Source organism: Cobetia sp. PS-4MA (assembly GCF_057670765.1).
The window spans coordinates 2,655,184-2,681,788 of the sequence record NZ_CM173107.1 but is presented as its reverse complement, the minus strand read 5'-3'; the positions used below and the strand labels follow the sequence as shown (position 1 = coordinate 2,681,788).

The 26,605-nt window shown below is 61.5% G+C and carries 25 protein-coding genes; 20 read left to right on the top strand and 5 right to left on the bottom strand.

Annotation, left to right across the window (positions count from 1 at the left end):
• Nucleotides 1-24 precede the first annotated feature (24 nt).
• The 6 genes from AC26AR_RS11390 (at nt 25) to AC26AR_RS11365 (ending at nt 5,394) form a co-directional block, all read left to right on the top strand.
• Nucleotides 25-636 carry a riboflavin synthase subunit alpha gene (locus tag AC26AR_RS11390; protein WP_136938677.1) on the top strand — a complete coding sequence of 204 codons (612 nt, stop codon included), beginning with the start codon at nt 25-27 and terminating at the stop codon, nt 634-636.
• A 300-nt stretch (nt 637-936) separates the two neighbouring features.
• On the top strand, nt 937-2,238 hold the full coding sequence (locus AC26AR_RS11385; protein ID WP_084208142.1) for an NCS2 family permease: 1,302 nt from the start codon (nt 937-939) through the stop codon (nt 2,236-2,238).
• Entirely contained in the window at nt 2,238-2,783 is a 546-nt protein-coding gene (locus tag AC26AR_RS11380) for an adenine phosphoribosyltransferase (protein WP_077374582.1), read from the top strand. Before AC26AR_RS11385 ends, AC26AR_RS11380 begins: the two co-directional genes overlap by 1 nt.
• A 171-nt stretch (nt 2,784-2,954) precedes the next feature.
• Complete coding sequence (gpt, locus tag AC26AR_RS11375) at nt 2,955-3,452, top strand: xanthine phosphoribosyltransferase (RefSeq protein ID WP_077374580.1); 498 nt, start codon at nt 2,955-2,957, stop codon at nt 3,450-3,452.
• Nucleotide 3,453: 1 nt separating this feature from the next.
• Entirely contained in the window at nt 3,454-4,167 is a 714-nt protein-coding gene (ung, locus tag AC26AR_RS11370) for a uracil-DNA glycosylase (protein WP_488107063.1), read from the top strand.
• Between the two features lie 36 nt (nt 4,168-4,203).
• Nucleotides 4,204-5,394, top strand: a complete 1,191-nt coding sequence (locus tag AC26AR_RS11365) for a glycosyltransferase family 4 protein (protein WP_084208143.1) — start codon at nt 4,204-4,206, stop codon at nt 5,392-5,394.
• 63 nt (nt 5,395-5,457) lie between these two features.
• Here AC26AR_RS11365 and AC26AR_RS11360 read toward each other — a convergent pair whose 3' ends face one another.
• Nucleotides 5,458-6,393 carry a glycosyltransferase family 8 protein gene (locus tag AC26AR_RS11360; protein ID WP_488107062.1) on the bottom strand — a complete coding sequence of 312 codons (936 nt, stop codon included), beginning with the start codon at nt 6,391-6,393 and terminating at the stop codon, nt 5,458-5,460.
• A 165-nt stretch (nt 6,394-6,558) separates the two neighbouring features.
• Here AC26AR_RS11360 and AC26AR_RS11355 point away from each other — a divergent pair, with 165 nt between their 5' ends.
• The 4 genes from AC26AR_RS11355 (at nt 6,559) to AC26AR_RS11340 (ending at nt 10,693) form a co-directional block, all read left to right on the top strand.
• Entirely contained in the window at nt 6,559-7,179 is a 621-nt protein-coding gene (locus AC26AR_RS11355; RefSeq protein ID WP_167592976.1) for a sulfotransferase family 2 domain-containing protein, read from the top strand.
• A gap of 148 nt (nt 7,180-7,327) precedes the next feature.
• Nucleotides 7,328-8,536 (top strand): glycosyltransferase family 4 protein, encoded by a 1,209-nt coding sequence (locus AC26AR_RS11350; protein WP_488107061.1) that lies wholly within the window; start codon nt 7,328-7,330, stop codon nt 8,534-8,536.
• Nucleotides 8,537-8,660: 124 nt separating this feature from the next.
• Nucleotides 8,661-9,290: a uracil phosphoribosyltransferase gene (gene upp / locus AC26AR_RS11345; protein ID WP_077374565.1), complete on the top strand. Its 630-nt coding sequence runs from the start codon at nt 8,661-8,663 to the stop codon at nt 9,288-9,290.
• A gap of 122 nt (nt 9,291-9,412) precedes the next feature.
• Nucleotides 9,413-10,693, top strand: a complete 1,281-nt coding sequence (locus AC26AR_RS11340) for a uracil-xanthine permease family protein (RefSeq protein ID WP_279855282.1) — start codon at nt 9,413-9,415, stop codon at nt 10,691-10,693.
• A gap of 145 nt (nt 10,694-10,838) precedes the next feature.
• Here the strand turns inward: AC26AR_RS11340 and AC26AR_RS11335 are convergent, their stop codons facing one another.
• From AC26AR_RS11335 to AC26AR_RS11325, 3 genes are read right to left on the bottom strand one after another with little or no spacing between them, the layout of a single operon-like run.
• Complete coding sequence (locus AC26AR_RS11335) at nt 10,839-11,525, bottom strand: helix-turn-helix domain-containing protein (RefSeq protein ID WP_488107060.1); 687 nt, start codon at nt 11,523-11,525, stop codon at nt 10,839-10,841.
• A gap of 40 nt (nt 11,526-11,565) precedes the next feature.
• Nucleotides 11,566-13,818, bottom strand: a complete 2,253-nt coding sequence (locus AC26AR_RS11330) for a cache domain-containing protein (RefSeq protein WP_488107059.1) — start codon at nt 13,816-13,818, stop codon at nt 11,566-11,568.
• Nucleotides 13,815-15,347 carry a sigma-54-dependent transcriptional regulator gene (locus AC26AR_RS11325; protein ID WP_488107058.1) on the bottom strand — a complete coding sequence of 511 codons (1,533 nt, stop codon included), beginning with the start codon at nt 15,345-15,347 and terminating at the stop codon, nt 13,815-13,817. Before AC26AR_RS11325 ends, AC26AR_RS11330 begins: the two co-directional genes overlap by 4 nt.
• Before the next feature lie 546 nt (nt 15,348-15,893).
• Between AC26AR_RS11325 and AC26AR_RS11320 the strand changes: the two genes are divergently transcribed.
• The 10 genes from AC26AR_RS11320 to AC26AR_RS11275 all read left to right on the top strand — a co-directional run bounded on the left by AC26AR_RS11320 (nt 15,894) and on the right by AC26AR_RS11275 (nt 24,798).
• Nucleotides 15,894-16,823, top strand: a complete 930-nt coding sequence (locus AC26AR_RS11320; RefSeq protein WP_077374553.1) for an ABC transporter substrate-binding protein — start codon at nt 15,894-15,896, stop codon at nt 16,821-16,823.
• A 26-nt stretch (nt 16,824-16,849) separates the two neighbouring features.
• Complete coding sequence (locus AC26AR_RS11315; protein WP_205632739.1) at nt 16,850-17,524, top strand: ABC transporter permease; 675 nt, start codon at nt 16,850-16,852, stop codon at nt 17,522-17,524.
• Between the two features lie 188 nt (nt 17,525-17,712).
• Entirely contained in the window at nt 17,713-18,405 is a 693-nt protein-coding gene (locus AC26AR_RS11310) for an ABC transporter ATP-binding protein (RefSeq protein ID WP_488107057.1), read from the top strand.
• 95 nt (nt 18,406-18,500) lie between these two features.
• Nucleotides 18,501-19,250 (top strand): molybdenum cofactor guanylyltransferase MobA, encoded by a 750-nt coding sequence (gene mobA, locus AC26AR_RS11305; RefSeq protein ID WP_488107056.1) that lies wholly within the window; start codon nt 18,501-18,503, stop codon nt 19,248-19,250.
• 458 nt (nt 19,251-19,708) lie between these two features.
• A complete protein-coding gene (mobB, locus tag AC26AR_RS11300) occupies nt 19,709-20,332 on the top strand; it encodes a molybdopterin-guanine dinucleotide biosynthesis protein B (RefSeq protein ID WP_176504114.1) in 624 nt (207 codons plus the stop codon).
• Between the two features lie 35 nt (nt 20,333-20,367).
• The gene (gene moeA / locus AC26AR_RS11295) at nt 20,368-21,738 is read left to right on the top strand and encodes a molybdopterin molybdotransferase MoeA (protein ID WP_488107055.1); all 1,371 of its coding nucleotides are present in this window, start codon (nt 20,368-20,370) and stop codon (nt 21,736-21,738) included.
• Nucleotides 21,739-21,905: 167 nt separating this feature from the next.
• Complete coding sequence (moaC, locus tag AC26AR_RS11290) at nt 21,906-22,721, top strand: cyclic pyranopterin monophosphate synthase MoaC (RefSeq protein WP_077374543.1); 816 nt, start codon at nt 21,906-21,908, stop codon at nt 22,719-22,721.
• A gap of 1 nt (nt 22,722) precedes the next feature.
• Entirely contained in the window at nt 22,723-23,286 is a 564-nt protein-coding gene (locus AC26AR_RS11285) for a molybdenum cofactor biosynthesis protein MoaE (RefSeq protein WP_077374541.1), read from the top strand.
• Nucleotides 23,286-24,272, top strand: coding sequence for a GTP 3',8-cyclase MoaA (gene moaA / locus AC26AR_RS11280; protein WP_488107054.1), 987 nt, complete (start codon nt 23,286-23,288; stop codon nt 24,270-24,272). Before AC26AR_RS11285 ends, moaA begins: the two co-directional genes overlap by 1 nt.
• 238 nt (nt 24,273-24,510) lie before the next feature.
• Nucleotides 24,511-24,798: an H-NS family histone-like protein gene (locus AC26AR_RS11275; protein WP_077374537.1), complete on the top strand. Its 288-nt coding sequence runs from the start codon at nt 24,511-24,513 to the stop codon at nt 24,796-24,798.
• A gap of 214 nt (nt 24,799-25,012) precedes the next feature.
• Here AC26AR_RS11275 and AC26AR_RS11270 read toward each other — a convergent pair whose 3' ends face one another.
• On the bottom strand, nt 25,013-26,593 hold the full coding sequence (locus tag AC26AR_RS11270; protein WP_488107902.1) for a ribonuclease J: 1,581 nt from the start codon (nt 26,591-26,593) through the stop codon (nt 25,013-25,015).
• Nucleotides 26,594-26,605 lie beyond the last annotated feature (12 nt).

Here is a 26,605-nt window from a genome sequence, read left to right as displayed (position 1 = left end):
AGCAGTGCAAGGATAAGGAAGCGCATGTTCACCGGTATCGTGCAAGGCATGGCGGAAGTGGTCGCCATTGAAGAGCGTCCGGAGTTTCGTACCCATCAGGTCCGGTTGCCGCAGGGGTTGGAGCAGGGGCTGGAAACCGGGGCGTCAGTGGCGCACAACGGTTGCTGCCTGACCGTGACGGCACTCGAGGGTCAGCTGGCCAGTTTCGATCTGATGCGTGAGACACTGCGACTGACCAACCTCGGCGAGCTCAAGGTGGGCAGTCGGGTCAACATCGAGCGGGCAGCGCGCTTCGGGGATGAAATCGGTGGCCACTCCATGTCCGGTCACGTCATGGCGATGGTCACCCTCGATGCCATTGAAGCCACGGCCGACAATCGCCGGATCTGGTTCCAGGCTCCCGCTGAGCTGATGCGTTTCCTGTTCGACAAGGGCTATGTGGGACTTGACGGTGTCAGTCTGACCATCGGGGAGGTCCAGGGCACGCGTTTCTGCGTCAATCTGATACCGGAAACCCTTGAGCGCACCCTGATGGGTGAGCGCGCGGTGGGGGATCGGGTCAATCTCGAAGTGGACCCCCAGACCCAGGCCATCGTCGAGACGGTGGAGCGAGTCATGGCCTCACGGCTGGCATGAGGCTTGCAGGCTTCCTGCGGGGTCAATTCGCTGGCAGGACGCCAGAACCCGTCTGACCGGTCTGGAAATATGCCTGCAATGCTCGATTCGCTGCAGACCTTTGGGTACCATGTTGCGCCTTTCGATGCCCTGCCACCGGCAGGGCATCGTGGTTCAGGCAGGCTGAACGAGGGGGAAGCCATGGTTGACCCCTGTGCAGCATACCTGTCCGAGTGAGTTCGTGTTGATCCGCTGTTCCCGAACGTCATCGACCACTGCGGCTTGCCGGACAGGCACTGCTCAAGGATAAGGGTTTCCCTCATGCTGGAACGTCTCTTCAAGCTCTCGGAGCACGGTACCAATGTGCGTACCGAAGTCATCGCCGGATTCACTTCCTTCCTGGCGATGGCCTATATCATCTTCGTTGCCCCCTCGATGCTGGCCTCCACCGGCATGGATCACGGCGCCGTCTTCGTGGCGACCTGTCTGGCAGCTGCCCTTGGCTGCCTGATCATGGGGCTCTACGCCAACTACCCGATCGCGCTGGCACCCGGCATGGGCCTGACGGCCTTCTTCACCTATACGGTGGCGGGGCAGATGGGCGTTCCCTGGCAGATCGCGCTGGGTGCGGTTTTCCTGTCCGGGGTGAGTTTCTTCCTGCTCTCCGCCTTCAAGATCCGGGAGTGGATCATCAACGCCATTCCGGCCTCACTGAAGACGGGCATCGCCGCGGGCATCGGCCTGTTCATGGCGATCATCGCGCTGCAGGGCAGCGGCATCGTCGTTGATGCACCGGGCACCCTGGTCACGTTGGGTGATCTGTCCTCGCCGGCAGCCCTGTATGCGCTGCTGTCATTCTTCCTGATCGTCGCGCTGTCCTACCGCAAGGTGATCGGCGCCGTGATGATCGGCATCCTGGTGGTGACGCTGCTGGCGACCCTGACCGGCAACAATGACTTCCATGGCCTTGCCTCGATGCCGCCTAGCATGCTGCCGACATTCGCACAGCTCGACATCGCCGGTGCCTTCAACCTGGGCATGGTGTCGATCATCTTCGCGTTCCTGTTCGTCGATCTGTTCGATACCTCGGGCACGTTGATCGCCGTGTCCCAGCAGGCGGGACTCACCAACGAGCGTGGCCACCTGCCGCGTCTCGGTCGTGCCCTGATGGCAGACTCCAGCGCGACCATGGCCGGTTCGGTGATGGGGACCTCGAATGTCACCAGCTATATCGAATCTGCCACCGGTGTGGCGGCAGGCGGACGCACAGGACTGACCGCGGTGGTCGTGGCGGGGCTGTTTCTCGTCAGCCTGTTCCTGTCACCGCTGGCCACCTCCATCCCCGCCTTTGCCACCGCGGGTGCGCTGCTCTATGTCGCCTGCCTGATGACAGGTGGCCTGGCGCGCATCGACTGGAATGACATTACCGAAGCCGCGCCAGTGGTGATCGCCACCCTGGTGATGCCACTGACCTACTCGATTGCCAACGGGATCGCACTGGGCTTCATCAGCTACGCCGTGATCAAGCTGTTCTCTGGCCGCTATCGTGATCTGAGCCCGGGGCTGGTGATTCTCGCCGTCCTGTTTGCCTGCAAATACCTGTTCCTCGACGGAGCCCTTTAATGAGCATCTACAGCGACTACATCAAGTCTGTCATCCGCACCGTGCCGGATTGGCCCCAGCCGGGTGTCAACTTCCGTGACATCACGCCGGTGCTGCAGAATTCCGCCGCGTTCCGCAAGCTGATCGACTCCTTCGTGCACCGCTATCAGGAGATGGAGATCGACGCCATCGCCGCCATCGATGCACGCGGCTTCATCATCGGTGCACCGCTGGCCTATGAGCTGGGCTGCAGCTTCGTGCCGGTGCGCAAGAAGGGCAAGCTGCCGTTCAAGACCATCAGCGAGACCTACACGCTGGAATACGGTGAGTCTACCGTCGAACTGCATTCCGATGCGTTCCGTGAAGGCGATCGCATCCTGGTGATGGATGACCTGATCGCCACCGGTGGCACCATGCTGGCGGCCTGCAAGCTGATCGAGCGCACCGGCGGTATCGTGGTGGAGACCGCCGCGATCATCGACCTGCCGGAGCTGGGAGGTTCCGCCAAGATCCGCGAGGAAGGCCACAGCGTCTTCGCCGCCTGCAGCTTTACCGAAGCCGAGTAAGCCTGCGCAACGACGATGGCCCTGTCTTCTGGCAGGGCCATCGTCGTTGCAGACAACGTCCGATATCGTCGTCGCCGGCAGTGTCGTTTCACACCGGCGCGATCTGTCCCTTGTAGGGTGGCACGCCAGCCACCATGCTTTGTTCCTGTTCCGTCATTGCGAGTGACCCACATGTCTTCCGAACGCTATCACGACCATTTCATCGTCTCCTGGGACCAGCTGCACCGCGACGTGCGCGCGCTCTGTCATGACCTGATCGGTCGTGACTACAAGGGCATCATCGCCATCACCCGTGGTGGGTTGATCCCGGCTGGCCTGATCGCCCGTGAACTGGGCATCCGCCATATCGACACCGTGTGCATCAAGAGCTACCACGACCACATGGAGCAGGGTGGTCTGGAAGTGGTCAAGGGCGTCGATCATGACGGTGACGGCTGGCTGCTGGTCGATGACCTCGTCGACACCGGCAACACCGCACGTGCCGTGCGCGACATGTTGCCCAAGGCCCATTTCGTGACCGTCTACGCCAAGCCGGAAGGCCGTCCGCTGGTCGATGACTTCATCACCGAAGTGCCGCAGAACTGCTGGATCCAGTTCCCGTGGGACATGGGAATCGCCTACGTCGAACCGATCTCCGAGCAGCTCAAGAAGCAAGAGAGCGACAGCTGACATGCCGTTGGAGACTGCCACCTCCGGTAGCTCCCAGGTGCTGCCTGCCGACTGGCAGGCGCATCTCGGGCTGGAATTCCATGCCGAGTACATGCAGCGGCTCAAGGCCTTCCTGCGCGCCGAGAAAGATGCCGGCAAGGTGATCTACCCGCACTCGCAGGACTGGTTTCGCGCCTTCTGGCTGACCCCGCTGAGCAACGTCAAGGTCGTGATCCTGGGACAGGACCCCTATCACGGGCCGGACCAGGCACATGGCCTCTGCTTCTCGGTACGCCCCGGCGTGCGCCCGCCGCCCTCACTGAAGAACATCTACAAGGAACTGGCTGCCGATGTCGGGGTCGAACCTGTGGATCACGGCTTCCTCGAAAGCTGGGCGGAGCAAGGGGTGTTGCTGCTCAATAGCGTGCTGACGGTCGAGCAGGGCAAGGCCGCCTCGCATCAGAAGCAAGGTTGGGAGCAGTTCACCGACCGCGCCATCGACGTGATCAACCAGCACTGCGAGGGTGTCGTCTTCCTGCTCTGGGGCAGTCATGCCCAGAAGAAGGCGGGGGCCGTGGATCGCCAGAAGCATCTGGTACTCCACGCTCCGCATCCGTCGCCTCTCGCAGCGCACCGCGGATTCTTCGGTTCTCGTCACTTCTCACAGGCCAATGCCTGGCTGGAGGCACGTGGCGATGTGCCGATAGATTGGCAGCTGCCACTGCTTGATACCTGAGAGTGAAGACGAGAAACCACATTGACGCATCCGACATTGCAAGGACCTCGCGCGGGTCATCTGATCAGTCTCAAGAACCTGGGAGGGGCCGAGCGCACCTTCACCAATTTCTATCGCATGGCCGCTAATGAGCGTGATCATCATGTGCTGTTGCAGACCCCCGAGATTCATCCGATGCTGCAGTCCGTCTATGCGGACTTTCCAGGTCGCGTGCACGATATAAAGCGCTATCTCGGTATCAAGATCCCGCGTCAGCTCCCCTGGCTGCGGGATAACTGCCAGGCGCGATTGCTCGATGATGAAGAGATGCAGGCAATCGTGGTGTGGAACAAGCTGCGTCACCATCCTCTGCATTTTCCTGAGCACATCAGCCTCATCCATTACGAGCATGGCGCTGCCTGGTTCGTGGAGCCTACCCCCGAGGTCGAGGATTACCTCTCGAGGCTCGATGGCATCATCTGCAACTCCCATGCCGCCAGTCGCATGTTGCAATTGTCGCTCGGCATCCGTGACACCTTGCCCTGCAAAGTGGTGCGCAATTCCATCGTGCTGCCCGAGAAGGCATCCACGCATCCGGCTTCGCGATTCAGAATCGGTTTTGCAGGACGCCTGACCGGCCTCAAGGCGCCAGTGATTGCCATCGAGGCGCTGCGAGATCTCAAGGTCAGTGTGCCCCATGCTGAGCTTTGGATCGCTGGTACGGGGACGCTGGAGGCGGCTCTCAAGTCATTGGTCATCGAGTGGGGGCTTGAAGACAGTGTCCGCTTCTGTGGCCTGCTCAGTGACATGAGTGAATTCTATTCTTCCCTCGATGCCTTCATCTGTCCTTCCTGGCGCGAGCCGTTCGGCAATGTGGTGCAGGAAGCCCTGGCGCATGGAGTGCCTGCGATCGTCGGCAATGTCGATGGATTGCCGGAGCAGATCACCTCCGGCCTCAATGGTGAGGTGCTGACACCCGGACGCCCGAAGGGTGAGCTCGCCCGTTATGGAGAAGACTTCGTCCAGGGGCCGGACAGAGTCTATTCACCCGAGCGCGATGCCATCGTGCAGGCGCATGTCCTGGACTCGGCCGCCATTGCCGATGTCCTGCAGCGTTGGGCGGAAAGCCCGGAGCAGCGGAGAGAGATGGGGACGGTCGCCCGCGATATCATCGCACGAGATTTCTGTCAGCAACGGTACTGCCAGGGGATTGGTGACTTCATTGCCGAGGTAGTGGACAAGCGGTAATCAAGAGGCGGCCATGATGATGAATTGAATGGCATCTCCGAGAGATGCCATTCAAGGAAATCGTTATCGATGAGCGTCAAGCAACTCCTGGCTCATGGATCTTCTCTTGTGGTACTTGTATAACTTCTGCAATTCAATATAAGACAGAATGGATTTCTTGAGTGTCTTGTTGTTGACGATATTGCCAGAGGCCCATGGCGTCTTGGCTCTATAATAAAAGTAAACATCCTTCAATGGATGCAGTGAGCCATACTCCCAAGGCTTGCTGCCTTTTCCCATGTAGTGAATCATCTTGGGTTTCTTGATGGACTCCAGGAACTCATGTTCTGCTCTATGCTGTTCATCCATTCTTTTCTCAAGAATCTTGTAAGCAGGACGTTGAGCATTCCAGACCAACGGTAATTGTGTCCATTGGCCGTCGAGAATTTTATTCAGTGCGGATTGTTCAGGGTATAGACAGAGTTCGGGGTGTTTTCTCAAGAAATATAATGCCCTCTCGCCAATATTATATTCCTTCCAGCGAGGCATGTTGATCAACATCAAGCCGCAGTTGAAGTATTTGCCTTTCTCCAGGCCCAATGATTTATAAGGAGATCGGCCAATATTCTCCACAGCGGCCAGCGTGAAGTCCTGGGTCGGCAGGTCATCCATGATCGTCGTGATATCGTCCACGACGATAGTATCGCAATCAATGCATACGATATGTTGAATGGAAGGGTCGATGACCTCACTCAGATATAATCTGAAATAGATGGAAAGCCCGTAACGTTTGATCTCCAGTCCTTCAAACTTGCTCTCGTGCAGGTAAGTAAAGGTGATCTGTGACTGGTAGGGCGCGATCATTGCGTGCAATCTGGAAATGGTGTCGGACGACAGTCCTCCATCACCAATGATGAAGCTCAGCGCTTCTGGCTTTTGACAGTTATCAAGTATGGACATGATAGTCGTGGCTAGATGAGGCGCATAGTTTTCATCGCACGATATAAAAATATGGAGCATGGCTGATGGTCACACCGTAAGTCTATTTCCATGTACTGTAACATTGCGCTGGCGCATGATCTACTTCTTCCTTTTTTTGACGGTATGTACACGAAAAATGCGTATTGTTTGCCTACTTTTGCGGCAAGGTGATGGATCATTCGCAATCTATGTATGAGGCTTGTCATGTGGTTGAAGCACGAATTCCCTTATCGTAAACACTTTGATCGCAACAAATGTATTTTCATACATATTCCCAAGGCCGCCGGGACCTCGGTTCTAGCCGCATTGGGAAAGAAGAGTGAAAAAGGCCGAGATCATGTTTCCTGGCAAACTTATAAAAAAGCAGATAGCAAGAAATTCAATAATTACTTCAAGTTCTCCTTTGTGCGAAATCCCTATGATCGCGCTTTTTCCGCATACCATTATATATTGAAGGGTGGGAATCAGGGGCCTGAGGACAGTCGCGTGGCAGCCTCACTCGCAAAGTATCGTGGCTTTGATGACTTTGTGGAAAACGGGCTCTGGCAAGGTGCTTTTCGCAGTCATCTGTTATTCCACTCTCAATCTTCTTTCATCATGTCGGCAGATGACAGGTTGATGGTGGATTTCCTGGGACATTTCGAGACGCTGGATCAGGACTTCAAGATTGTCGCTGAGAAGCTGGGTATCGATTCCTCCATTGCTCATCGCAACAAGGGGGATGTCCGCTGTCGTGTGGCTCAGGAAAGTATGGCGTCTGCCACGCGAGAGAAGTTGGCCATCCTCTATGCACAGGACTTTGCCAATTTTGGGTATCCTTCTTGAGCAATGATTGTCGGAGGTTGGGTGTGGACTCATCCTCTCATGAGAGGGCAGGTGAGTCATCGGGGATGTCAGGCATGGCGCGGTGCTGATGTTTCCGTTGTGATAATGTTGGCTTCCGATAGGGACGCATTCACATAGAAGGAGCGCCATGGGAAGTCAGCCGAAGATAGGTCATCTCGTCAGCCTGAGAAATCTGGGCGGAGTGGAACGTCACTTTTCACGCTTCTTCACTACCATGCTGGAAGCCGGAAATGATTATCATGTCCTTCCGATGACCGATCGAATCCACCCTATCGTACAAGAAGAATTGAGTGATCATTTCTGGCGAATTCATTCCGTCAAGGGACCTCGTGGCATCAATCTTCCCAGGCAGATTCCATGGTTGCGTTCTACGTATCAGCGGAAATTGCTGAAATCATTGACGCTTGAGCAGTTGGTCATCTGGAATAAATATCGCAACTTCCCCATTGCTCTCCCAAATGACGTACCCATCGTGCATTTCGAGAGAGGCAGCGCCTGGTTCATCGAGCCGGCTCCCGATATCCAGCGCTACGTGGAACGCTGGTCCGGCGTCATCTGCAATTCCCATGCATCACTGCGCATGCTCCAGCTGAAGCTTGGTCTATCAGAGGAGTGCCCGGCGCTTGTGGCACGCAATGCCATGTCGCTACCGCAGGTGACGGCAACCCATGACGGCGACGTCTTCCGGTTGGGGTTTGCCGGTCGACTGACGGCACTCAAGGCGCCTGTCGTGGCGCTCGAGACCATCAGATTGCTGCGGGAAACCCATGCGAATGTGGAGCTGCATATCGCGGGAGACGGGCCTTTGCGACCCCCCTTGCAAGCACTGGTGACAAGGTGGGGGCTGGCCGATGTCGTGACGTTTCATGGCGCGGTCAAGGAGATGTCGGAATTCTATTGCACGCTGGATGCTTTCATCTGCCCTTCCTGGCGTGAGCCATTCGGTAACGTGGTGCAGGAAGCCTTGGCGCATGGCGTGCCGACCATCGTCGGCAATGTCGATGGGCTGCCGGAGCAGGTCATCGCGGGAGAGAATGGCGCCGTGCTTCCCACCATCAAATCCATAGGTGAACTTGCAGAGCATGATCCCGCTTTCGTCGGGCCAGAGGTCAGGGTCTATTCGCCTGACGAGGATGCCATCGTTGCGGCCAGGGTGATATCGCCAGTGGCAGCAGCAGAAGTGCTTGATAAATGGATCGCCAGTCCTGAGCTTCGGTGTGAAATGGGCCGACGTGCGCGTCAGATTCTGGCTGAGCGCTTCGATTACCCTGATTACTGTTCAGCCGTCGGCGATTTTCTTGACCGCCTCGCCCGTGACGATGTCGGGTGCGCTTAACATCAAAGTCCTGCTCGGCTAGAATACGCCCAATTTGCCAGCCTCTCTGCCTGCCATCGTCCCTCGCTGGCGGGGTAGTGCTGCGCAATCATGAGCACCATCTTCTGTCCCAAGAGGTATTTCCATGAGCGTCCATGCCATCAATCATCCACTGGTCCAGCACAAGCTCGGCCTGATGCGTGCAGCAGGCATCAGCACCAAGAGCTTCCGTGAGCTGGCCAGTGAGGTCGCCAAGCTGTTGACCTATGAGGCAACCCAGGACCTTGAGCTGGAAACTACCACCATTGACGCCTGGAGCGGCAACGAGCTGGACGTCCAGAGCATCAAGGGCAAGAAAGTGACCATCGTGCCGATCCTGCGTGCCGGTCTCGGCATGCTGGAAGGGGTGACGGACCTGATTCCCAGCGCGCGCATCAGCGTGGTGGGGCTGTACCGTGATGAGGAAACCCTCGAGCCGGTACCGTACTTCGAGAAGTTCGTCTCGGATCTCGATGAGCGTCTGGCGATCGTCATCGACCCGATGCTGGCGACCGGCGGTTCCATGATCGCCACGCTGGACATGCTGAAGGCCAAGGGCTGCCAGCAGATCAAGGTGATCGTGCTGGTTGCGGCACCGGAAGGCATCGCCAAGGTGCAGGAGTCCTATCCTGACATCGAGATCTTCACGGCTTCCGTCGATGATCGTCTTGATGAGAATGGCTACATCGTCCCGGGTCTTGGTGACGCCGGTGACAAGATCTTCGGCACGCGCTAAGCGCCTCGCCTGAGCTCTCGACGCCCTACGCCTTGCGTGGGGCGTTTTTGTATCTGCCTTACCTGTCTGAGCAGTCAGGATGAGGCCTTCCTTCGTCAGTTCATTGAATAGAATCTTCCGCCATGTCGTCTTCTCAAGCCCCGGACTCCGCTTCCTCTGCCTCTCATGATGCTCTCCAGACTCCTGAGAAGGAGCCTTTCACGCTGGCGACGCTGATCACGGGAGCACAGATGCTCTTCGTGGCCTTCGGTGCGTTGGTGCTGGTGCCGTTGCTGACTGGCCTTGATCCCAACGTCGCGCTGTTCACGGCAGGGGTCGGGACGCTGGTCTTCCAGAGCGTCACCAAGGCGAGCGTGCCGGTCTTTCTCGCCTCGTCATTCGCCTTCATCGCTCCCATCCAGAGTTCGGTCGCCAACTTCGGCATTCCCGCCACCATGGGGGGATTGTTCGTTGCCGGACTGGTCTATGTGCTGCTGGCGCAGTGCATTCGTCTCAAGGGCGTCGGCATCGTGCATCGCCTGTTGCCTGCCGTGGTGGTGGGGCCTGTCATCATGGTGATCGGACTGGCGCTGGCACCGACCGCCGTCCAGATGGCCACGGGGGAATTCAGTGACACCATTTCTCATGGACAGGCACTGACCCTCTCGCTGGTGAGTCTTGCCGTCACCCTGGTACTGTCGATCTTCGGTCGCGGACTGTGGCGCCTCATCCCGATTCTCGGCGGGATCATCACCGGCTATCTGCTGGGACTGGCCATGGGGGTGATCGACCTGTCGCCTGTGGCGGAGGCGGCGTGGCTGGCCCTGCCAAGCTTCACCGCTCCTACCTTCGAGTTCTCCGCCATCCTGTTCATGATTCCGGTCGCCATCGCGCCGGCCGTGGAGCATATCGGTGACATGGTGGCCATCGGCTCCGTGACGCGTCAGAACTATCTGAAGAAGCCGGGACTGCATCGGACACTGCTGGGAGATGGCCTGGCCACCAGCGCGGCCTCATTGTTCGGTGGACCGCCCAACACGACATACTCGGAAGTGACGGGCGCCGTCATGCTGACGCGCAATTTCAATCCGCGTGTCATGACCGTCGCGGCCTGCGTGGCCATCTCGCTTGCCTTCATCGGCAAGGTGGGGGCGGTACTGCAGACGATTCCCACCCCTGTCATGGGTGGTATCATGTGCCTGCTGTTCGGGTCGATCGCCGTGGTGGGGATGAACACCCTGGTGCGTGCCGGTGACTCGCTTACCGCGCCGCGCAATCTGGTGATCGCGTCCTTGATTCTGGTCTTCGGGATTGGCGGCATGCAGGTCGGTGGTGGCCAGTTCACGCTGCAGGGCGTCAGCCTGGCGGCCATTCTGGGGATCGTGCTCAATCTGGTGCTGCCCCCGGCGAAAGAGGGGGAGTGAACCCTCACGGCCTGTCGAGTGAGCGGATGCCCAGGTGAATCGCGGTTCTGATGAATGCCCCTCTTTCGTGTCGCGGTACTGACAGGAAAGAGGGGCATTCTTGATTGATGCGTGGCTCGCTGGGAAGAAAGGGGGCTCCTTCGGTTTATCCCGCGCTGGCGATGCATGACCAGTGACTGGCTGTCGGGGTTTCCTCGTCCAGTGGTTCAGACCCATCAGCATCTTGCGCCTGGGCATGGTGGAGTCGGTAGCGCTCTCCGGCCTGCAGCCGCACGGCATCTCCGGATCTGAGGTGGGTATCGAGCGCTTCCGCCGGCAGCTCGATGCGCAGTTGCCCGCGGGTGACGAGCAAGAGGCTGTCATGGCTTGCCTGCAGGCTGACGCTGTCCTGGTCTTCAAGCCTCCCCAGCGTGACCTGCGGTTTCTGACGACGCTGCCCTGAGGCATCAGGCCAGTCGGGAATCTTGCGCAGTCGCGTGTCAGCGGGGCTTTCCTCGCATGGTGCATGCTCCTCACGGCGCAGCACTCGCGCAGGCGCCTCGGGGGGCTCGTCGCTGAAGAAGTGACTGAGCGAGACGGGGAAGACATCGAGTATCTTGTTGAGCGAGCTGACAGAGGGGCTGACGGCATCCTGTTCGACCTGGGAAATGGTCGAGTTGGTCACGTTGGCGCGCTTGGCGAGTTCGCGTTGAGACAGGCCGTGGCGGGTGCGCAGGATGCGCAGGCGCTGGCCAAGCGTCGGCGACGTGTTCGCGTGACGGGCTTGTGGCTCATCGGTGGATGCCGTCGAGGTCTGGCGGGCTGGAGAGGGAGTCGAATTGGCCGATGGCATATGGCAAAGGCTCCGGTCAGTGGATGGCAGGGCAGGGGGATCAACTGGCACGGCTGCTGCCACCGGCGCTCAGGGTCTCGAGCAGGTGTCGGCCCTGGTTGTCTTCGTGGTGACGCCGCGCGATGCAAGGCAGCCACAGGCAAAAGGTCGCGCCGCCCCCGGGCGTCTCTTCCAGCCACAGTCGTCCGCCCAGTTGCGTGATCAACCCGGACGAGACCGACAGACCGATGCCGGAGCCGTTGGCGCGCGTGGTGAAGAAAGGGATGAAGATGCGCTCCCTGAGGTGTTCCGGGACGCCATTGCCATGATCGATGATCCGGATCTCGATGCCGGCCACGACCTCACCGCCGGGGTCTCCTGTCATCACCGGCGAATGATCCTCCTCCACACCGGCGAGCGTCGCGTCCCGATCGGCGCTGGTGATGCATAGCGTGTCCGGTCCGGGTGCCATCTCGATGGCATTGATGAGCAGGTTGACCAGCACCTGTGTCAGCTGGGCGCGGTCGGCCTCGATCTGACGTGTCGCCGAGAGCTCATGCGTCAATCTGTGTCCGTGATGATCCAGCGCATGGCGTACCAGTACTTCGACGCTATGGATGGCCTCATCTGGATGAATCTGGCTGAGGTTCGGGGGGCTAAGCGTGGTGGGGAGCGTCTCGCCCGGCAGCTCTGCTTGTGCGCCGTGGTGGCTCGCCTGATGTGGGTCACGTGCATACTGGCGCAGGTTGTCGACCAGCGCGCGAATCCGTTCCACCTGATGGATGATGGTCGCGATTTCCTCGCGTACGGGGTCTGCCTGGTCGCCGAGAATGACTTCGATCAACTCGACATGCCCGAGGATGACGGCGGCGGGATTGTTGATCTCATGCCCGATGCCTGCCGTGAGTTCCCCGAGTGCTGCCAGCTTCTCGCGGGTCAACAGCTTCGCGCGTGCTTCGCGCAACAGGCGGACATGCTCCTCCAGTGCCTGGCTGCGCTCGCGCAGCGTGTTCGTCTGTGCGCTCAAGTCACGCGTGCGGTCCTCGACCTGGGCTTCCAGGGTATTGGCGGCCGCCTGAATCTCGCTGCGGTGCGCCTCCAGCCGCGCCAGCATGGTATCGAATTCCTGCGCCAGCTCATCCAGCTCATCACCGCGACGCTGTTCGGGGCCAAGCGAGGCAAGCGGCCCGATGCGCAGCCCATCACTGGAGGGTGCATCGCGAACGGCATGCACCACATGGCGTATCTGGCGAATGGGGCGCATCAGGCGCTCGACCCCGCCCCAGACCAGCAGAACTCCCAACAGGCTGACCGCCAGCAGTACCAGGCTGATGTGGACCAATGTCTCCCGGTAGAGTCGCACGTAGGGTGCCTGGGGGTAGCCCGCGTAGATCATGCCGATCCGCTGGCCGTCCAGAGAATCCAGAGGCGCATAGGCGGCAACGAACCAGTCGCGTACCACGAAGGCGCGATTGACGTAGCGCTGCCCCTCACCGATGACCTGACGGGTCACTTCGAGCGAGGCCTGCGTGCCGAGTGCGCGTTCACCGGTGCTGTCAGTCACGTTGGTGGCAATTCGGACATCGTCCAGAAACAGGGTGATGGTGCCTGTGCCATCCAGCGGCAGCGTCCCCGGGCCGTAGAGGAGATCGCGGATCTCATCCACCAGGTTCGGGTCACGATTGAGCAGCCGCCCGGCATCAAGCACGCCCACGAGCGTCCCGCGTGAATCCATGATCGGCACCAGTGCACGCAGCAGCATGCCGCGCGTTTCCTCACGCCGCGCGCTGGGTTGTGCATGGGGGGTCCGGCGCAGGGCCAGGCGGGCTCGCTCTGCCAGCAAGGGGTCGAGAGATGCCAGCGAATCGCCGCTGAGCATGTCGAGGCCATCCAGACTCTCGCCCTGGCGCAGACGCGGAACCAGGGCGGCGACACCGGGCGTCTGTCCGAGCTGCTCCGCTGGCAGCCAGCGGAGCCAATCGGCGTTGAGGGTCTCACGCAACGCCTTCAGACGAGGCGCCAGTGTCTCGGTCGATGTTGAGGACGGGCCTGGCAGCGTGGTGGACTGGCGAAGGTTGCGGCGCAGGGTTTCCAGGCCGTCACGAAGCCGCTGGTGCTGACGTTGCAGCGTGCGGCTTGCCACATCGAGATCGCTGCGCACGTTCATGTACAGCTGGCGGTCGGTGTAGGCGGTGGTCCAGTAGGCGGTCAGGCCGACCAGCGCCAGCAGCAGCAGCAGCAGCGGGGCCAGCGTCAGCACCAGCAAGCGGCGGCGCAGCGAGCCGGCAAGGTAATGGCGCAGGCGCTGGATCATGCAGGGTCATCAGCCGAGCGGTGAGACGAGTCGCGGTCAGGCATGGCGCTCTCGGCCTCGGCGCGCCAGTGGGTCAGCTTGCGATCCAGCGTCTTGCGCGAGATGCCCAGCTGACGTGCGGCAGCGGACTTGTTGTTGGCGTGATGCTCCAGTACTGCACGCAGATGCGCTTGTTCCACACGATCCAGCGACCACTCCAGCGGATAGCCGTGTGAAGCCTCGCTGTCGGCCTCCCCCCCCGCATGGGGAGCGGCAGCGTTACCTGGTGCATCCGAGGCGCCGGGCATCGCGGCATGGCCAGACGTGAGAGAGGTGCCAGAGGCCGGGAGGGCATCGCCGGGCAGGCGTCCCAGCAGCAGCGCGCGCTCGATGACATTCTTCAATTCACGCACGTTGCCGGGCCAGGCATAGCGACACAGGCGTGCAAGGTCGGTGTGATCCCAGGGGACCTCGGGCAGTCCCAGTTCGCGCGACAGCTGTCGAGAGAAATGCAGGGCCAGGGCAGGAATGTCCGCGGGGCGATCCCGCAGTGCCGGCAGCCGCAAGCTGAGCACGTTCAAGCGGTAGTAGAGGTCTTCCCGGAAGCGACCCGCCGCGACCTCCGTCTCGAGCGTGCGATGGGTGGCGGCCACGATGCGCACATCGACGGCCTGCTCCTGCTCACCGCCCACTGGGCGCACGCGTCGGGTTTCCAGTACCCGCAACAGCCTGGACTGCATGGTCAGCGGCATCTCGCCGATTTCATCCAGGAACAGGGTGCCGCCATCGGCGAAGCTGAACAGCCCATCACGTCCGCGGTGGGCGCCGGTGAAGGCCCCCTTGAGGTGACCGAAAAGCTCGCTCTCCAGAAGTTCCGGACTGATGGCGCCACAGTTGACCGGTACGAAGGCACCGCGCCGTCCGGAGAGGCGGTGCAGGTCGCGTGCCGCCAGCTCCTTGCCGGTGCCGGATTCCCCGAGTATCAGCACGGGAGAGGGGGCCGGCGCGACGCGCGCGATGATCTGCGCGAGTTCCTGCATGCCGGGGGTCTCGCCCTGCAGGCTGGCCTCCTCACCCTGGTGGCGTGCATTGTCGCGACGCAGCAGGAAGTTCTCGCGTGCCAGTTGGCGGCGTTCGAGGCAGCGGTCTATCGCGGCGTGCAGCTGTTCGAGGCGGAACGGCTTGATGATGAAATCACTGGCACCTGCGCGCAGGGCACGTACGGCGGTATCGAGATCGGCATAGGCCGTCATGAAGATGACGTCGCTGACCGATGACGGTGACAGGGCCTCCTCCCACTCAAGGCCATCACGTCCCGGCAGGCGGATGTCGAGCAGGATGAGATCAAAATGCAGGCGCGAGCGCAGTGATTCGGCCTGCTCGACGCTTTCGACGGCTTCGATCATCGCGAAGCGGGATGCCAGCGCCTTTTCCAGGTAACGCCGCATGCCCGGCTCGTCATCGACGATCAGGACCGATGCGGTCGGCAAAGCCTGGTCGTTCGTGGCGCGACGCGCCTCCCGTGCGGGAGAGGTGGCGTGGACGGTCATGGCGTTCCTCTATCATGCGTGGCGTGCATCGGGGCGATGGTCATACGGGTATGGCGTGTCAGGGTGGCGTTCGTTCGCTCATTGTCGCGCGGCGCACGGTACTTTATCTAGCCATTCTCTCGATCTTGCGATTCTCTCGGCATTCGCTTTCGCCCGGCGCGGCCACAGTCACCACGGTGTCGGGTGAAGCGAGGTCCAGAGGCTCGCGCATGGTGCCATCGCGGCAGCGAGAGACAGGGCCGCGAGCGGGTGGCCAGCGCGAAGGAACAGTGTATCGTGTCGTCCCGCGCAGGCTCACGGGTGGGTCAAGATGACCCGCTTGTGGCAGGACGGCGATATCCTGTCAGTATTCTCGCCGGCGCTCACCCGGACATCCAGGCATTGCCAGCGGGCCATGTGCAGGACAAGCAACCAGGTGAATGGCGAGAGCGTGGCCTTGCGGGCACGCTGCTTGCAATGTCTTGCCGCGGGGAGATGGCCAGCCATCGCTGGAGGATCATCTCCCTCGTGAATCACCCCGATAATGACACGCCAGGGAGCTACCTCATGCCGCATCGCCACATCCTCTCCGCCCGCCATCTGCTGGGTGCCATCGCCGGTCTGTCTCTCGGCGCGCTGAGCCTGCAGCCCGCTCAGGCTGCGGATGACATCATCCGCCTCGCGACCACCACCAGTACCTACAATTCCGGCCTGCTGGACAATCTGTTGCCGGCATACGAACAGGCCAACGATGTCACTGTCCAGGTGATCGCCGTGGGGACCGGCAAGGCATTGCGCATGGGGCAGGATGGCGATGTGGATCTGGTGATGACGCATGCGCCGGGCGCGGAGCGCAAGTTCGTCGATGCCGGGTATGGCATCGAGCCACATGGCGTGATGTACAACGACTTCGTGCTGCTGGGGCCCAAGGCGGATCCGGCCAATGTCGAGGGCATGTCCGACGTGGACGCGGCCCTGGCCAGAATTGCCGAGAGCAATGCCGGCTTCGTGTCACGCGGTGATGACTCCGGGACTCACAAGAAGGAGCTGTCGCTGTGGGCGAGCGCCGATGTCGTCCCCGATTTCTCGGCATACAAGGCCGTGGGGCAGGGGATGGGCAAGGTGCTGAGCATGGCCAGCGAGCTGCAGGATTACACCCTGAGTGACCGCGGCACCTGGCTTGCCATGCAGGACAAGCTCGACCTTTCCGTGCTGGTGGAGGGAGATGCGCGCCTGTTCAATCCCTACCAGGTGATTCTGGTCAACCCGGCCAATCATGAAGGTCTGAACACCGAAGGCGCCCGTGCGCTGGCTCAGTGGCTGATTTCCCGTGAGGGTCAGCAGGCGATCGATGACTTCCGTCTCAAGGGGCAGGCGCTGTTCCATGCCAGCCACGGTGAAACCGGTTTCGATGCCCAGAAGACTGCGGATGGCAGTGGTGCAGGTCAGGCAGCCGGCGGTGAGACTGCCACCCAGCAGGCGGCGCCGCGTTCGTGACGCTCTGGCATACCACGCAGGAGGCCATGGGCCTCCTGCTGAGCATGGACGCCGCACTCTGGGAAATCATCGGCGTCTCTTTCCGGGTCTCGCTGATGGCCATGCTGGTGGCTGTACCGCCGGCTCTGCTGATCGCCTTCGTGCTGGTGCGTTGCGCCTTCCCGGGGCGCTGGCTGTTGATCTCGCTGGTGAATACCCTGATGGCCGTGCCCACCGTGGTGGTGGGGCTGCTGCTGTTCATTCTGCTGTCACGGGCAGGCCCTCTGGGGGATTGGCATCTGCTGTTCACCCAGCCAGCGATGATTCTGGGCCAGATTCTGCTGGCGCTGCCGATATTGGTGGTGATGCTGCATGCAGCACTGGCTGGCGTGGACAGGCGTGCCTGGGAAACCGCATTGCAACTGGGGGCATCCCGGCCTGCGGCGTTGTGGCGGTTGGTGATGGAGGCGCGCTTCGGGGTGATGGCCGCGTTGGTGGCGGCGTTTGGTAGAATCATCGCGGAAGTGGGTTGCGCCATGATGGTGGGTGGTAACATTGCCGGCTTTACCCGCAACATCACGACCGCGATCGCCCTGGAGACCCTCAAGGGAGAATACGCTCAGGGGGTCGCCCTGGGCATGGTGCTGCTGGTATTGGCCCTGGTGCTCAATCTGCTGCTGGGGCTGCTGCGTGGCCGTGGTCAGCTGGCCGTACAGGTCTGAGTGGCGTGCCGTGGAACACCGCATCGCGCAAGTCTGAATTGTCGTCTGGAGTTTCGATGTCCCCCCTCAACTCTTCGCCCTCATCCTCCTCGCCGGGCGAATCTCCCCATGAGGCCGTGCTGACCTCGTCGTCAGACGCCGTGCCAGACGCTATGCCAGAACCCGTGGCAGAGCCTATGGCAGAGCCTGTGCCAAAGCCCCGAACCCTCGCCGAGGAAAGTCTGCTGTGGGTGCGTGACCTGCAGTATCGTCTGCCTGACGCTCCCACGAGCCCTGGCCGCTTGCTGTGGCAGATACCCTCTCTGGAGTGGACGCCAGACCCGAGGCGCGGCTGGGTACATCTGAGCGGAGACAATGGCAGTGGCAAGACCACCTTGCTCAGAGTGCTGGCCGGCATGCAGCCTGCCAGCGGTGGAGAGCTTCGCTGGCAGAAGGGGGCCGCCGGCCAGATACGCTATCTGCACCAGCAACCCTATCTCTTTGATACCAGCGTGGCCGGCAACCTGGTGCTGGCGGCGCGCTGGCAGCCGCAACGGCGCTCTGCCGGCGAGCAGCGCGATCAGGTCGAGGCCATGCTGGAGTGGAGCGGTCTGAGCGAGCATGCCCGTCAGCCGGCACGCTCGCTGTCCGGTGGCGAGCGTGCACGTCTGGCACTGGCGCGCGCCTGGCTGTCGCGTCCTCCTGTCCTGCTTCTGGATGAGCCAGCGGCCAATCTCGACCAGGCCGCCGTGGAGCAGCTGGCCATCCGTCTCGAGCAGATGTCCCAGGCGGGTTGCGCGGTGATTCTGTCCTCGCATCAGGACAACGCGCTGAGTCATGGCTGTACGGCACGCTGGACGTTGGCGGAAGCTAGCCTGCACACTGAGCGCATGCCTGGTTGAGCCCGACACGGGAAAGGTATCGTCGGTTCCCGTGTCTTGCGTGATCAGAGGAATTTTCTCGCGCGTCCGCCGCGCCTGCATCGAGACCCTCTCGCATGTCCAGACCCCACTCTGATGCCAACCCCGGCCCCTCTCGTGATGGCCAAACCAATCCCGGCGTGACACCTCTGCCGGCCAGTGGTGAACAGCTGGCGGCCTCGCTGACGCCGGCCAACATCACCGGTGTGATCCTGGCCGGCGGCCAGGCCCGGCGCATGGGCGGTGTCGACAAGGGACTGGTCATGCTCAATGAGGTGCCCTTGATCGCGCATGTGCTGGCACGCCTCACGCCCCAGGTCGGTGAGCTGCTGATCAATGCCAATCGCTCGCATCAGGAATATGCCGCCTATGGTCATCCGCTGGTGGAAGACCGTGAGGCGGGCTATCACGGCCCTCTGATGGGCATGGCCAGTGCGCTGGCCGCCGCGCATACCGAGTGGGTGATGGTGGTGGCCTGCGACGTGCCGCACCTGCCCAATGACCTCGTGGATACCCTGAGCGTGGCGCTGATAGATCACGCCAACGGTGACAGGCTGGCCGGCTACCGTGTGCAGGGGGATGACACCTCGGCTGAGCCGGCGCTGCTGGCGGTGGCCGCCGATGACGAGCGCTATCACCCCGTCATCTGCCTCCTGCACCGTGGCCTTTTGCCATCACTGGAAGCCGCCCTGGCGGCAGGTGAGCGCAAGATCGACCGCTGGTTCGCGCAACATGTCTGGCTGACGGTGCAAGCGGGCAAGGCCGAAGACTTCGCCAATCTCAATACGCTGGATGAGTGCAGAGCGATGGAATCCGGCCCCCGCTGAGACTGCCCGCATCGATTGCCATTGCGGCGCGGCCGCTGCCGAGCCTGAGCCGCAGGGCATTCAAGGCGTGTCATCCGACCCCACTCCGCTGGCCAGGCGAGTCATAATGATCCACGGTCAGTGCTCACCTGCCGTACATGTTGGAATTCAGCGGCGTATTGTCCTGCCGCGGCAGGCATGCCTGGCCTTGGACTTGCAGATTTACAGGCAAGCCTGTTGTGACAGGCCACCCTTTTTTCATCATGTCGCCAACGCTCCTCATGAGCGGCGCTGAGAGAAAAGGGCCCGACATGTGGGTCGATGCCATCAGAATCATCGAATCGTATCGGCCATCACGTCGTGAGCACGCCGGAAACCTCAAGAGAATCGTCATGCCCGAGTTGCCCACTGATGCCATGGGGCGCGAAGCGTCCACTGTCTCTCATTCTTGCTCTTCCGCTGATACCGGCGGCGGGACGATGTCACCCGGTTGGGCGGCGAGACTTGCCGCCTCGGCCTGTCCGCTGCTGGGCATCGCCGCCTGGAGCGGCACGGGCAAGACCACCTTGCTGGAACAGTTGCTGCCGGCCTTGCGTGAGCGTGGTCTGCGAGTCGCCGTCATCAAGCACGCTCATCATGCCTTTGATGTGGATACGCCGGGCAAGGACAGTCATCGCCTGCGCTCGGCGGGGGCAACTCCCATGCTGGTTGCCTCTGCCCGGCGCTTTGCGCTGATGATGGAGACGCCTGATCAAGAGGAGGCGGATCTGGAGCAGCTTGTCGCGCAGCTCGATGGGCTGGCGGTGGATCTGATTCTCGTCGAGGGGTTCAAGCAGTGGCCATTGCCCAAGCTTGAGCTGCATCGCGCGGCCGTCGGCAAGCCGCTGCGGGCCTTGCATGATCCCTGGATACGGGCACTTGCCGTGCCAGGTTCAATGGATGAGCCAGTTGATGAGCCCGATGGCGAATTCCCGGTGGCGCTTCCCGCGGATCTGACGCGGCTGGACCTCGATGATATCGATGCCTTGGCGGCCTGGGTGGCGGCCTGGCCGGTGCAATGGCGATTGAATGGCGGTCAGCCCCGTCAGGAGGTGGCCTCTTGAGTCTGTCGTGCTTTGACCCAAGATTCGGTGAGCGGATGCTGAGTGTCGACGAGGCGCTTGCGGTGCTGGGAGGCAGTCTGGCGAAGCTCGCGGCGACACGGCCCACCCAGCGTGTGCCACTCGCCCAGGCCGTCGGACATGTTCTGGCTGAGCCGGTGATATCGCCATTGGATGTGCCTGCCCAGACAAATGCCGCGATGGACGGTATCGCGCTGGCCCACGCGTCGCTGGCTGCCGGCGCGCTGGATGAGGGGGATCGATGCCAGCTCCGAGTCATCGGCAGCTCGCTGGCAGGGCACCCCTGGACGGGGCGCGCCCTGTCTCCGGGGGAGGCATTGCGCATCACGACCGGTGCGGCCTTGCCGGCGGGGGCTGACAGTGTGGTCATGCAGGAGCAGCTCGACTATTTCACGCCCGATGCCTCGCCTGATTCAATGCTTGATGCCGATAGCCAGGCGGGTGACGCCGAGACTGCCGAGCAGGTCGTGATCGACGGCGTCAGCAGCGTTCGCGCAGGGCAGAATGTGCGTCAGGCAGGCGAGGATATCGCCCGTGGCAGTGACGTGATGTCGGCGGGGCAATGGCTGTCGCCGGCGGCCATCGGGGTACTTGCATCGCTGGGACTGGCCGAACTCACCGTTCATCGTCCGCTGCGTGTGGCGATCTTCTCGACCGGTGATGAAGTGACGGCTCCGGGAGAGCCCTTGCCGGCCGGCGGCATCTATGATGCCAACCGTTTCAGCCTCACGGCTGCCTTGCATGCCGAGGGAGTCGAGGTGCTGGATCTCGGCATTCTGCGTGACCAGCGCGAGGCGTTGAGCATTGCCCTGCGAGATGCCGCGGCGCGGGCGGATCTGGTGATCACTTCCGGCGGCGTGTCGGTCGGCGAGGCAGATCATGTGCGCAGCGCGCTGGAGGCCTGTGGCCAGCTGGCGCTGTGGCGGATTGCCATGCGTCCCGGGCGCCCTCTGGCCTTTGGCGCACTGGCGGCAGAGGAAGGCCGGCAGGTGCCGTTCTTCGGTCTGCCCGGCAATCCGGTCGCCACCATGGTGACCTATCTGCAGTTCGTGCTGCCGGCGTTGCGCATGCTGGGGGGGCTGGGTCCGCTGAGCCCGGTACCGGCAGACCACCCGGAGACCCTGGCATGCTGGCAGTCACCGCGTCTGCAGATGGTGGCAGGCGAGACGCTGCGCTCACGGCCTGAACGAGTCGATTATCATCGCGGCCGGGTGACGCTCGATGACCAGGGGCGTCAGGTCGTGACTACCACTGGCCGCCAGGGATCGGGGATTCTGACTTCGATGCTGGCCGCGCAGTGTCTGATCGAGATCCCGGCAGGCTGCGCCTCCCTCCAGGCCGGCGACCCGGTCATGGTGCAATGGCTGGGGACGCGTGGCCTGTCATGATGGCCTGCCAGGCCGAGCGATCGAACGCGGAGTTCGGCGGGTCGTCCGACATCCTCGGTCCGCCGACAGACCAAGAAACAGGATCTACCGGGCTGTCGTGACGACCGCCCATGCTTACAGAGGTAACCGCCACCCCCGGCGGACCTGATACGGATACGAGACAGCTAATGAGCCTTACCCATCTCAACGCCCGCGGCGAAGCCCATATGGTCGATGTCGCGGACAAGCAGGAAACCCGGCGCGAGGCCCGTGCCAGTGCGCGGGTCAGCATGCTGCCTGCCACGCTGGCCTTGTTGGCGGAGGGCGGCCTGCCCAAGGGAGATGTGCTGGCCACGGCGCGTATCGCCGGCATCCAGGCAGCCAAGCGCACCCATGAGCTGATCCCGCTCTGCCATGCCTTGATGCTCTCCAAGGTCACGGTCGATTTCACGCTGGATGAAGTGAACAGCTGTGTCGAGATACAGGTGTTCTGTCGCCTCAACGGGCGCACAGGTGTCGAGATGGAAGCGCTGACGGCTGCCTCCGTGGCAGCACTGACCCTGTATGACATGTGCAAGGCGGTGGACAAGGGCATCGTGATCGGCGACATCCAGCTGGAAACCAAGACGGGTGGCAAGAGCGGTGACTGGCAGCGTGAGGCCATGCAGGAGGAGGCGCCAGCCCCGACGGGAGTGCCGGCCGCCCTGGCAGTCGCATCCGAGGACGTGTCGCCTGTCACGGCGGTGAACGGCAATCTGCGCATCCTGTTTCTGGCCGAGCTGCGTGAGCGTCTCGACCTTGAGTCACTCTCGCTCAACCCTGCCACCCTGGCCGATGCCACGGTAGGTGGGCTCAAGCGCACCCTGGCACTGCGTGATCCGCAGCTGGAAGCGCTCAATGACTCGCGCGTGCTGTGCGCCGTGAACCAGGACATGGTGCGTGATGATCATCCTCTGAAGGCCGGTGATGAAGTCGCTTTCTTCCCGCCCGTCACGGGAGGCTGAGATGACGACACCCCTTGCGACTGCCGATCGGGCCTTTTCGGTCAGCATCCAGTCAGCGGATTTCGATATTCGCGCCGAGCAGGCGGCCCTGACCCATGCTCGGGGGGATATCGGTGCGGTGGTGACCTTTACCGGGCTGGTGCGTGATTTCAATGAACGCCCCGATGTCCAGGCACTGACACTGGAGCATTATCCCGGCATGACGGAGCGCAGCTTGCAGGCGTTGCTGGTGGAAGCGCAGGAACGTTTCGCGCTGACAGGGGCGCGTATCATCCATCGCATCGGGCGCCTGGCGCCCATGGACAATATCGTGCTGGTGCTGGTGGCGAGCGCGCATCGTCAGGCCGCCTTTGCCGGTTGTGACTTTCTGATGGACAACCTCAAGTCGCGTGCGCCTTTCTGGAAAAAGGAGCATACCGCCTCTGGCGATTACTGGGTGCAGGAGCGCTCCAGTGACCGCGATGCTCTGGAGCGCTGGCACTCTTCGGCAGAAGGCGCTCGGACACACTCTGCCAAGCAGGATTCCCTGACTCCTGTGACACCTCAGACCCTGGGAGATGGTTGATGGAAACCCTGGTCGATGATTTCGGGCGTCGCATTCGCTATGTGCGTCTCTCCGTGACGGATCGCTGTGACTTTCGCTGTGTCTATTGCATGAGCGAGGAGATGACATTTCTACCGCGAGACGAGGTATTGAGTCTCGAGGAAATCGCCCTGCTGGCACGTGCCTTCGTGGAGCTTGGGGTCGAAAAGATTCGCCTGACCGGTGGTGAGCCATTGGTCAGACGCGATATCGGTACTCTGGTGGAAGATATCGGCGCGCTTGACGGGCTGAAGGATTTCTCCATGACCACCAATGGGGCGGGCCTGGTCAAGCATGCCGCTCGTCTCAAGGCCGCCGGCATGCAGCGCCTCAACATCAGTCTTGATTCTCTGGACTCTGAGCGCTTTAAGGCCCTGACGCGTACGGGGGATCTCGACAAGGTGATCGCCGGTATTCGGGCCGCGCGGGCAGAAGGCTTTCGCATCAAGCTCAATGCTGTCGTGCTCAAGGGGCGCAATGATCATGAGGTCGTTTCTCTGGTCGACTTCGCGCGCCAGGAAGGGCTGGATATCAGCTTCATCGAGGAAATGCCGCTTGGGCAGGTGTCCGATCACAGGCGTGAGGAGACGTTCTGTTCCAGCGATGAAGTGCAGGCGCGGATAGAGGAGCATCACGCGCTCATACCGACGCTGGAAGACAGTCTGGGACCGGCCCGGTATTTCCGCATGGCAGACAGTGAAACGCGCGTAGGCTTCATCTCACCGCACAGTCACAACTTCTGCTCGACCTGCAATCGTGTTCGAGTGACGGTAGAAGGGCGTCTGCTGCTATGTCTGGGCAATGAGCACTCGCTGGATCTGCGTGCCATCATGCGCCGCGACCCCGGCAATATCGAACCTCTCAAGGCGGCCATCATCGAGGCGATGCATCTCAAGCCGGAGCGTCACCACTTCACGACCGATGGTGATGTCCAGATCGTCCGCTTCATGAACATGACCGGTGGCTGACGAAATCGCCATCTGAATCTCTTGGCTGGCTTGGGATATCCACTCGACAACACTATGAACCTTCACAAGAACCCTGCCTTCGAGCAGGGTTCTTGTTGGGCGGTGCTGTGGCAACACTGCCTTGCTTTTGACAAGGCTTGTCAGCTTTCAATTAAGGCTTATACTTTGCTGCAACATCCAATCAACTATCGTGTCCCTCATTGGATTCCAGTTTCGCCCGCATGGTGGAGGTAGCAAGATGACCGCAGAATCCCTGGAAAAGATCGCTCGCAACAAGAATGTCGCACGTGCAGCGGCACGCCAGTTGTCCATGGAACAACTGCACAAGCTTTCTGAAGTCATCAATGAAGTCATTGAGCAGAAAGCCGAGGAAGATGAACAGCGTCGCGAAGAAGAAATCGCCAAGGAGCGCAAGCTTGCCGAGATTCGTGATGCGATGATCGAAGCGGGTCTTTCCGTCGATGATCTGGTCAGTGACCAGCCGAAGCGTCGCGGTCGTCCGCCGAAGAACAAGTCAGCACAGTAAGCGTTGCCCGGCACGGGGCCCCAGTGGATGAGGTGGATCACACTGGCGGTCATGACGGTAGAGTGGGACGTCTCTGCTGATGGATGTTCCAGCGTGCATTCAGGCATGAAAAAGCCCGATCGGTATTTTTCCGATCGGGCTTTTTCATGCTTCAAGGCAGGTGAAAGGCCGGGGGAATCGCAGTAGCCTGACAGGCTTGCCTGTCATGGCGTCTTCAGCTGTCACCCATGGTCATCACATGCAGAAAGAGCACCGGCTCGTGACGCAGATGATTGCGTAGCCAGCGATTGATTCTGCTGTTCAATTGCTGTTTCACGGTGTCGATGTCGGTGGTCTCGAGTCCGGCCAGGGTGTCATCGAGCCACTCGGCGAAGCTGTCTTCATCCAGTCTGGCCGTACCACTGACGTCCAGCATCAGGCGGCCGATACGCACCCAACCGGCTTCCTGCAGCGTCAGGGGCAAGGCGAGCGATACGCTGCCATGGCGTCCGAGACGCGCTCGTGCACGACGGTCCATCGAGTCAAGTGGCCGCACCTTGTCGTGCTCGATGATCCGCTCCTGCAACGTCAGACGCTTTTCCACGGACAGCCCCTGAGCATCGAGACGAATCACGTCACCATTGACGGGAATCAGCGGTGCCTCGATGCCCAGGGACTGTGCTACCTGGGTGTGCGCCAGCTGGTGACGGTATTCGCCGTGCACCGGCAGCAACCGCGTGGGTTTCAGCCAGCCGTAGAAGGTGCGCAGCTCCTCTTGGGCGGGATGGCCTGAGGCATGCAGATCCGGGAACTGCTTCTCTTCCATGATGCCGACGCCCAGGCGGGTCAGGGCATTGTGCAGCTTGCCGATCGCCAGTTCATTGCCGGGAATGGCCTTGGAGGAGAAGATGACCGTGTCGCCCGCCGCCAGCTCGAAATCAGGGTGGCGCGAGTTGGCCAGGCGTGAGAGTGCCGCGCGTGGCTCGCCCTGGCTGCCGGTCGCGATCACCATCACCTCTTCCGGCGGCAGATAGCCCAGGTCCTTTACCGGCACCAGCGGCGGGAAATCTTCCAGATAGCCCAGTCCGCGTGCCACCCGCACCATGCGTTCCATCGAGCGGCCCAGCAGCGTGACCCGACGGCCATTGCGAGCCGCCGCACGACCCAGTGCCAGGATGCGCGCCAGGTTGCTCGCGAAGCAGGTCACCACGACCCGCCCACGGCAGCCGGCCAGCGTCTTCTCCAGTGCACGCGCCACCTCGCCCTCACTGCGTGAGTGGCCGGGCAGAGGGGCATTGGTGGAGTCGCCGACCACGAGATCGACCGGCGCCAGCGCCTGATAGCGCTCCGGATCAGTGGGCTCACCGATCAGCGGCTCCGGGTCCAGCTTCCAGTCACCGGTGTGCATCACGCGATATTCCGGCGTGACGATCAGCAGCGAGCAGCTCTCGGGAATTGAGTGGGTCAACGGCAGCAGGCGCAAGGCGAAGGGCCCGGACTCGAAGCCTTCATCGACCTCGATGATCTGCAGGCTGGACGTCTCGAGTTCGCGTTCCGCGAACTTGGCCCGCAGCAGGCCCGCGGCCAGTGGTGTGGCGATGATAGGACAGCGCCATTTCGGCCACAGCCAGGCAACGGCGCCGATGTGGTCTTCGTGACCATGGGTAATCACCAGCATCTCCGGGCAGATGCCCAGGCTTGCCAGCGATTCGGTGTCGGGTACCTGCAAGGGGCCTTCAGGAAGATCCTGGCGAATCATCATGCCGCAATCCACGGCGATCCAGTGATTCTGGTAACCATACAGCGTCAGATTCATGCCGATCTCGCC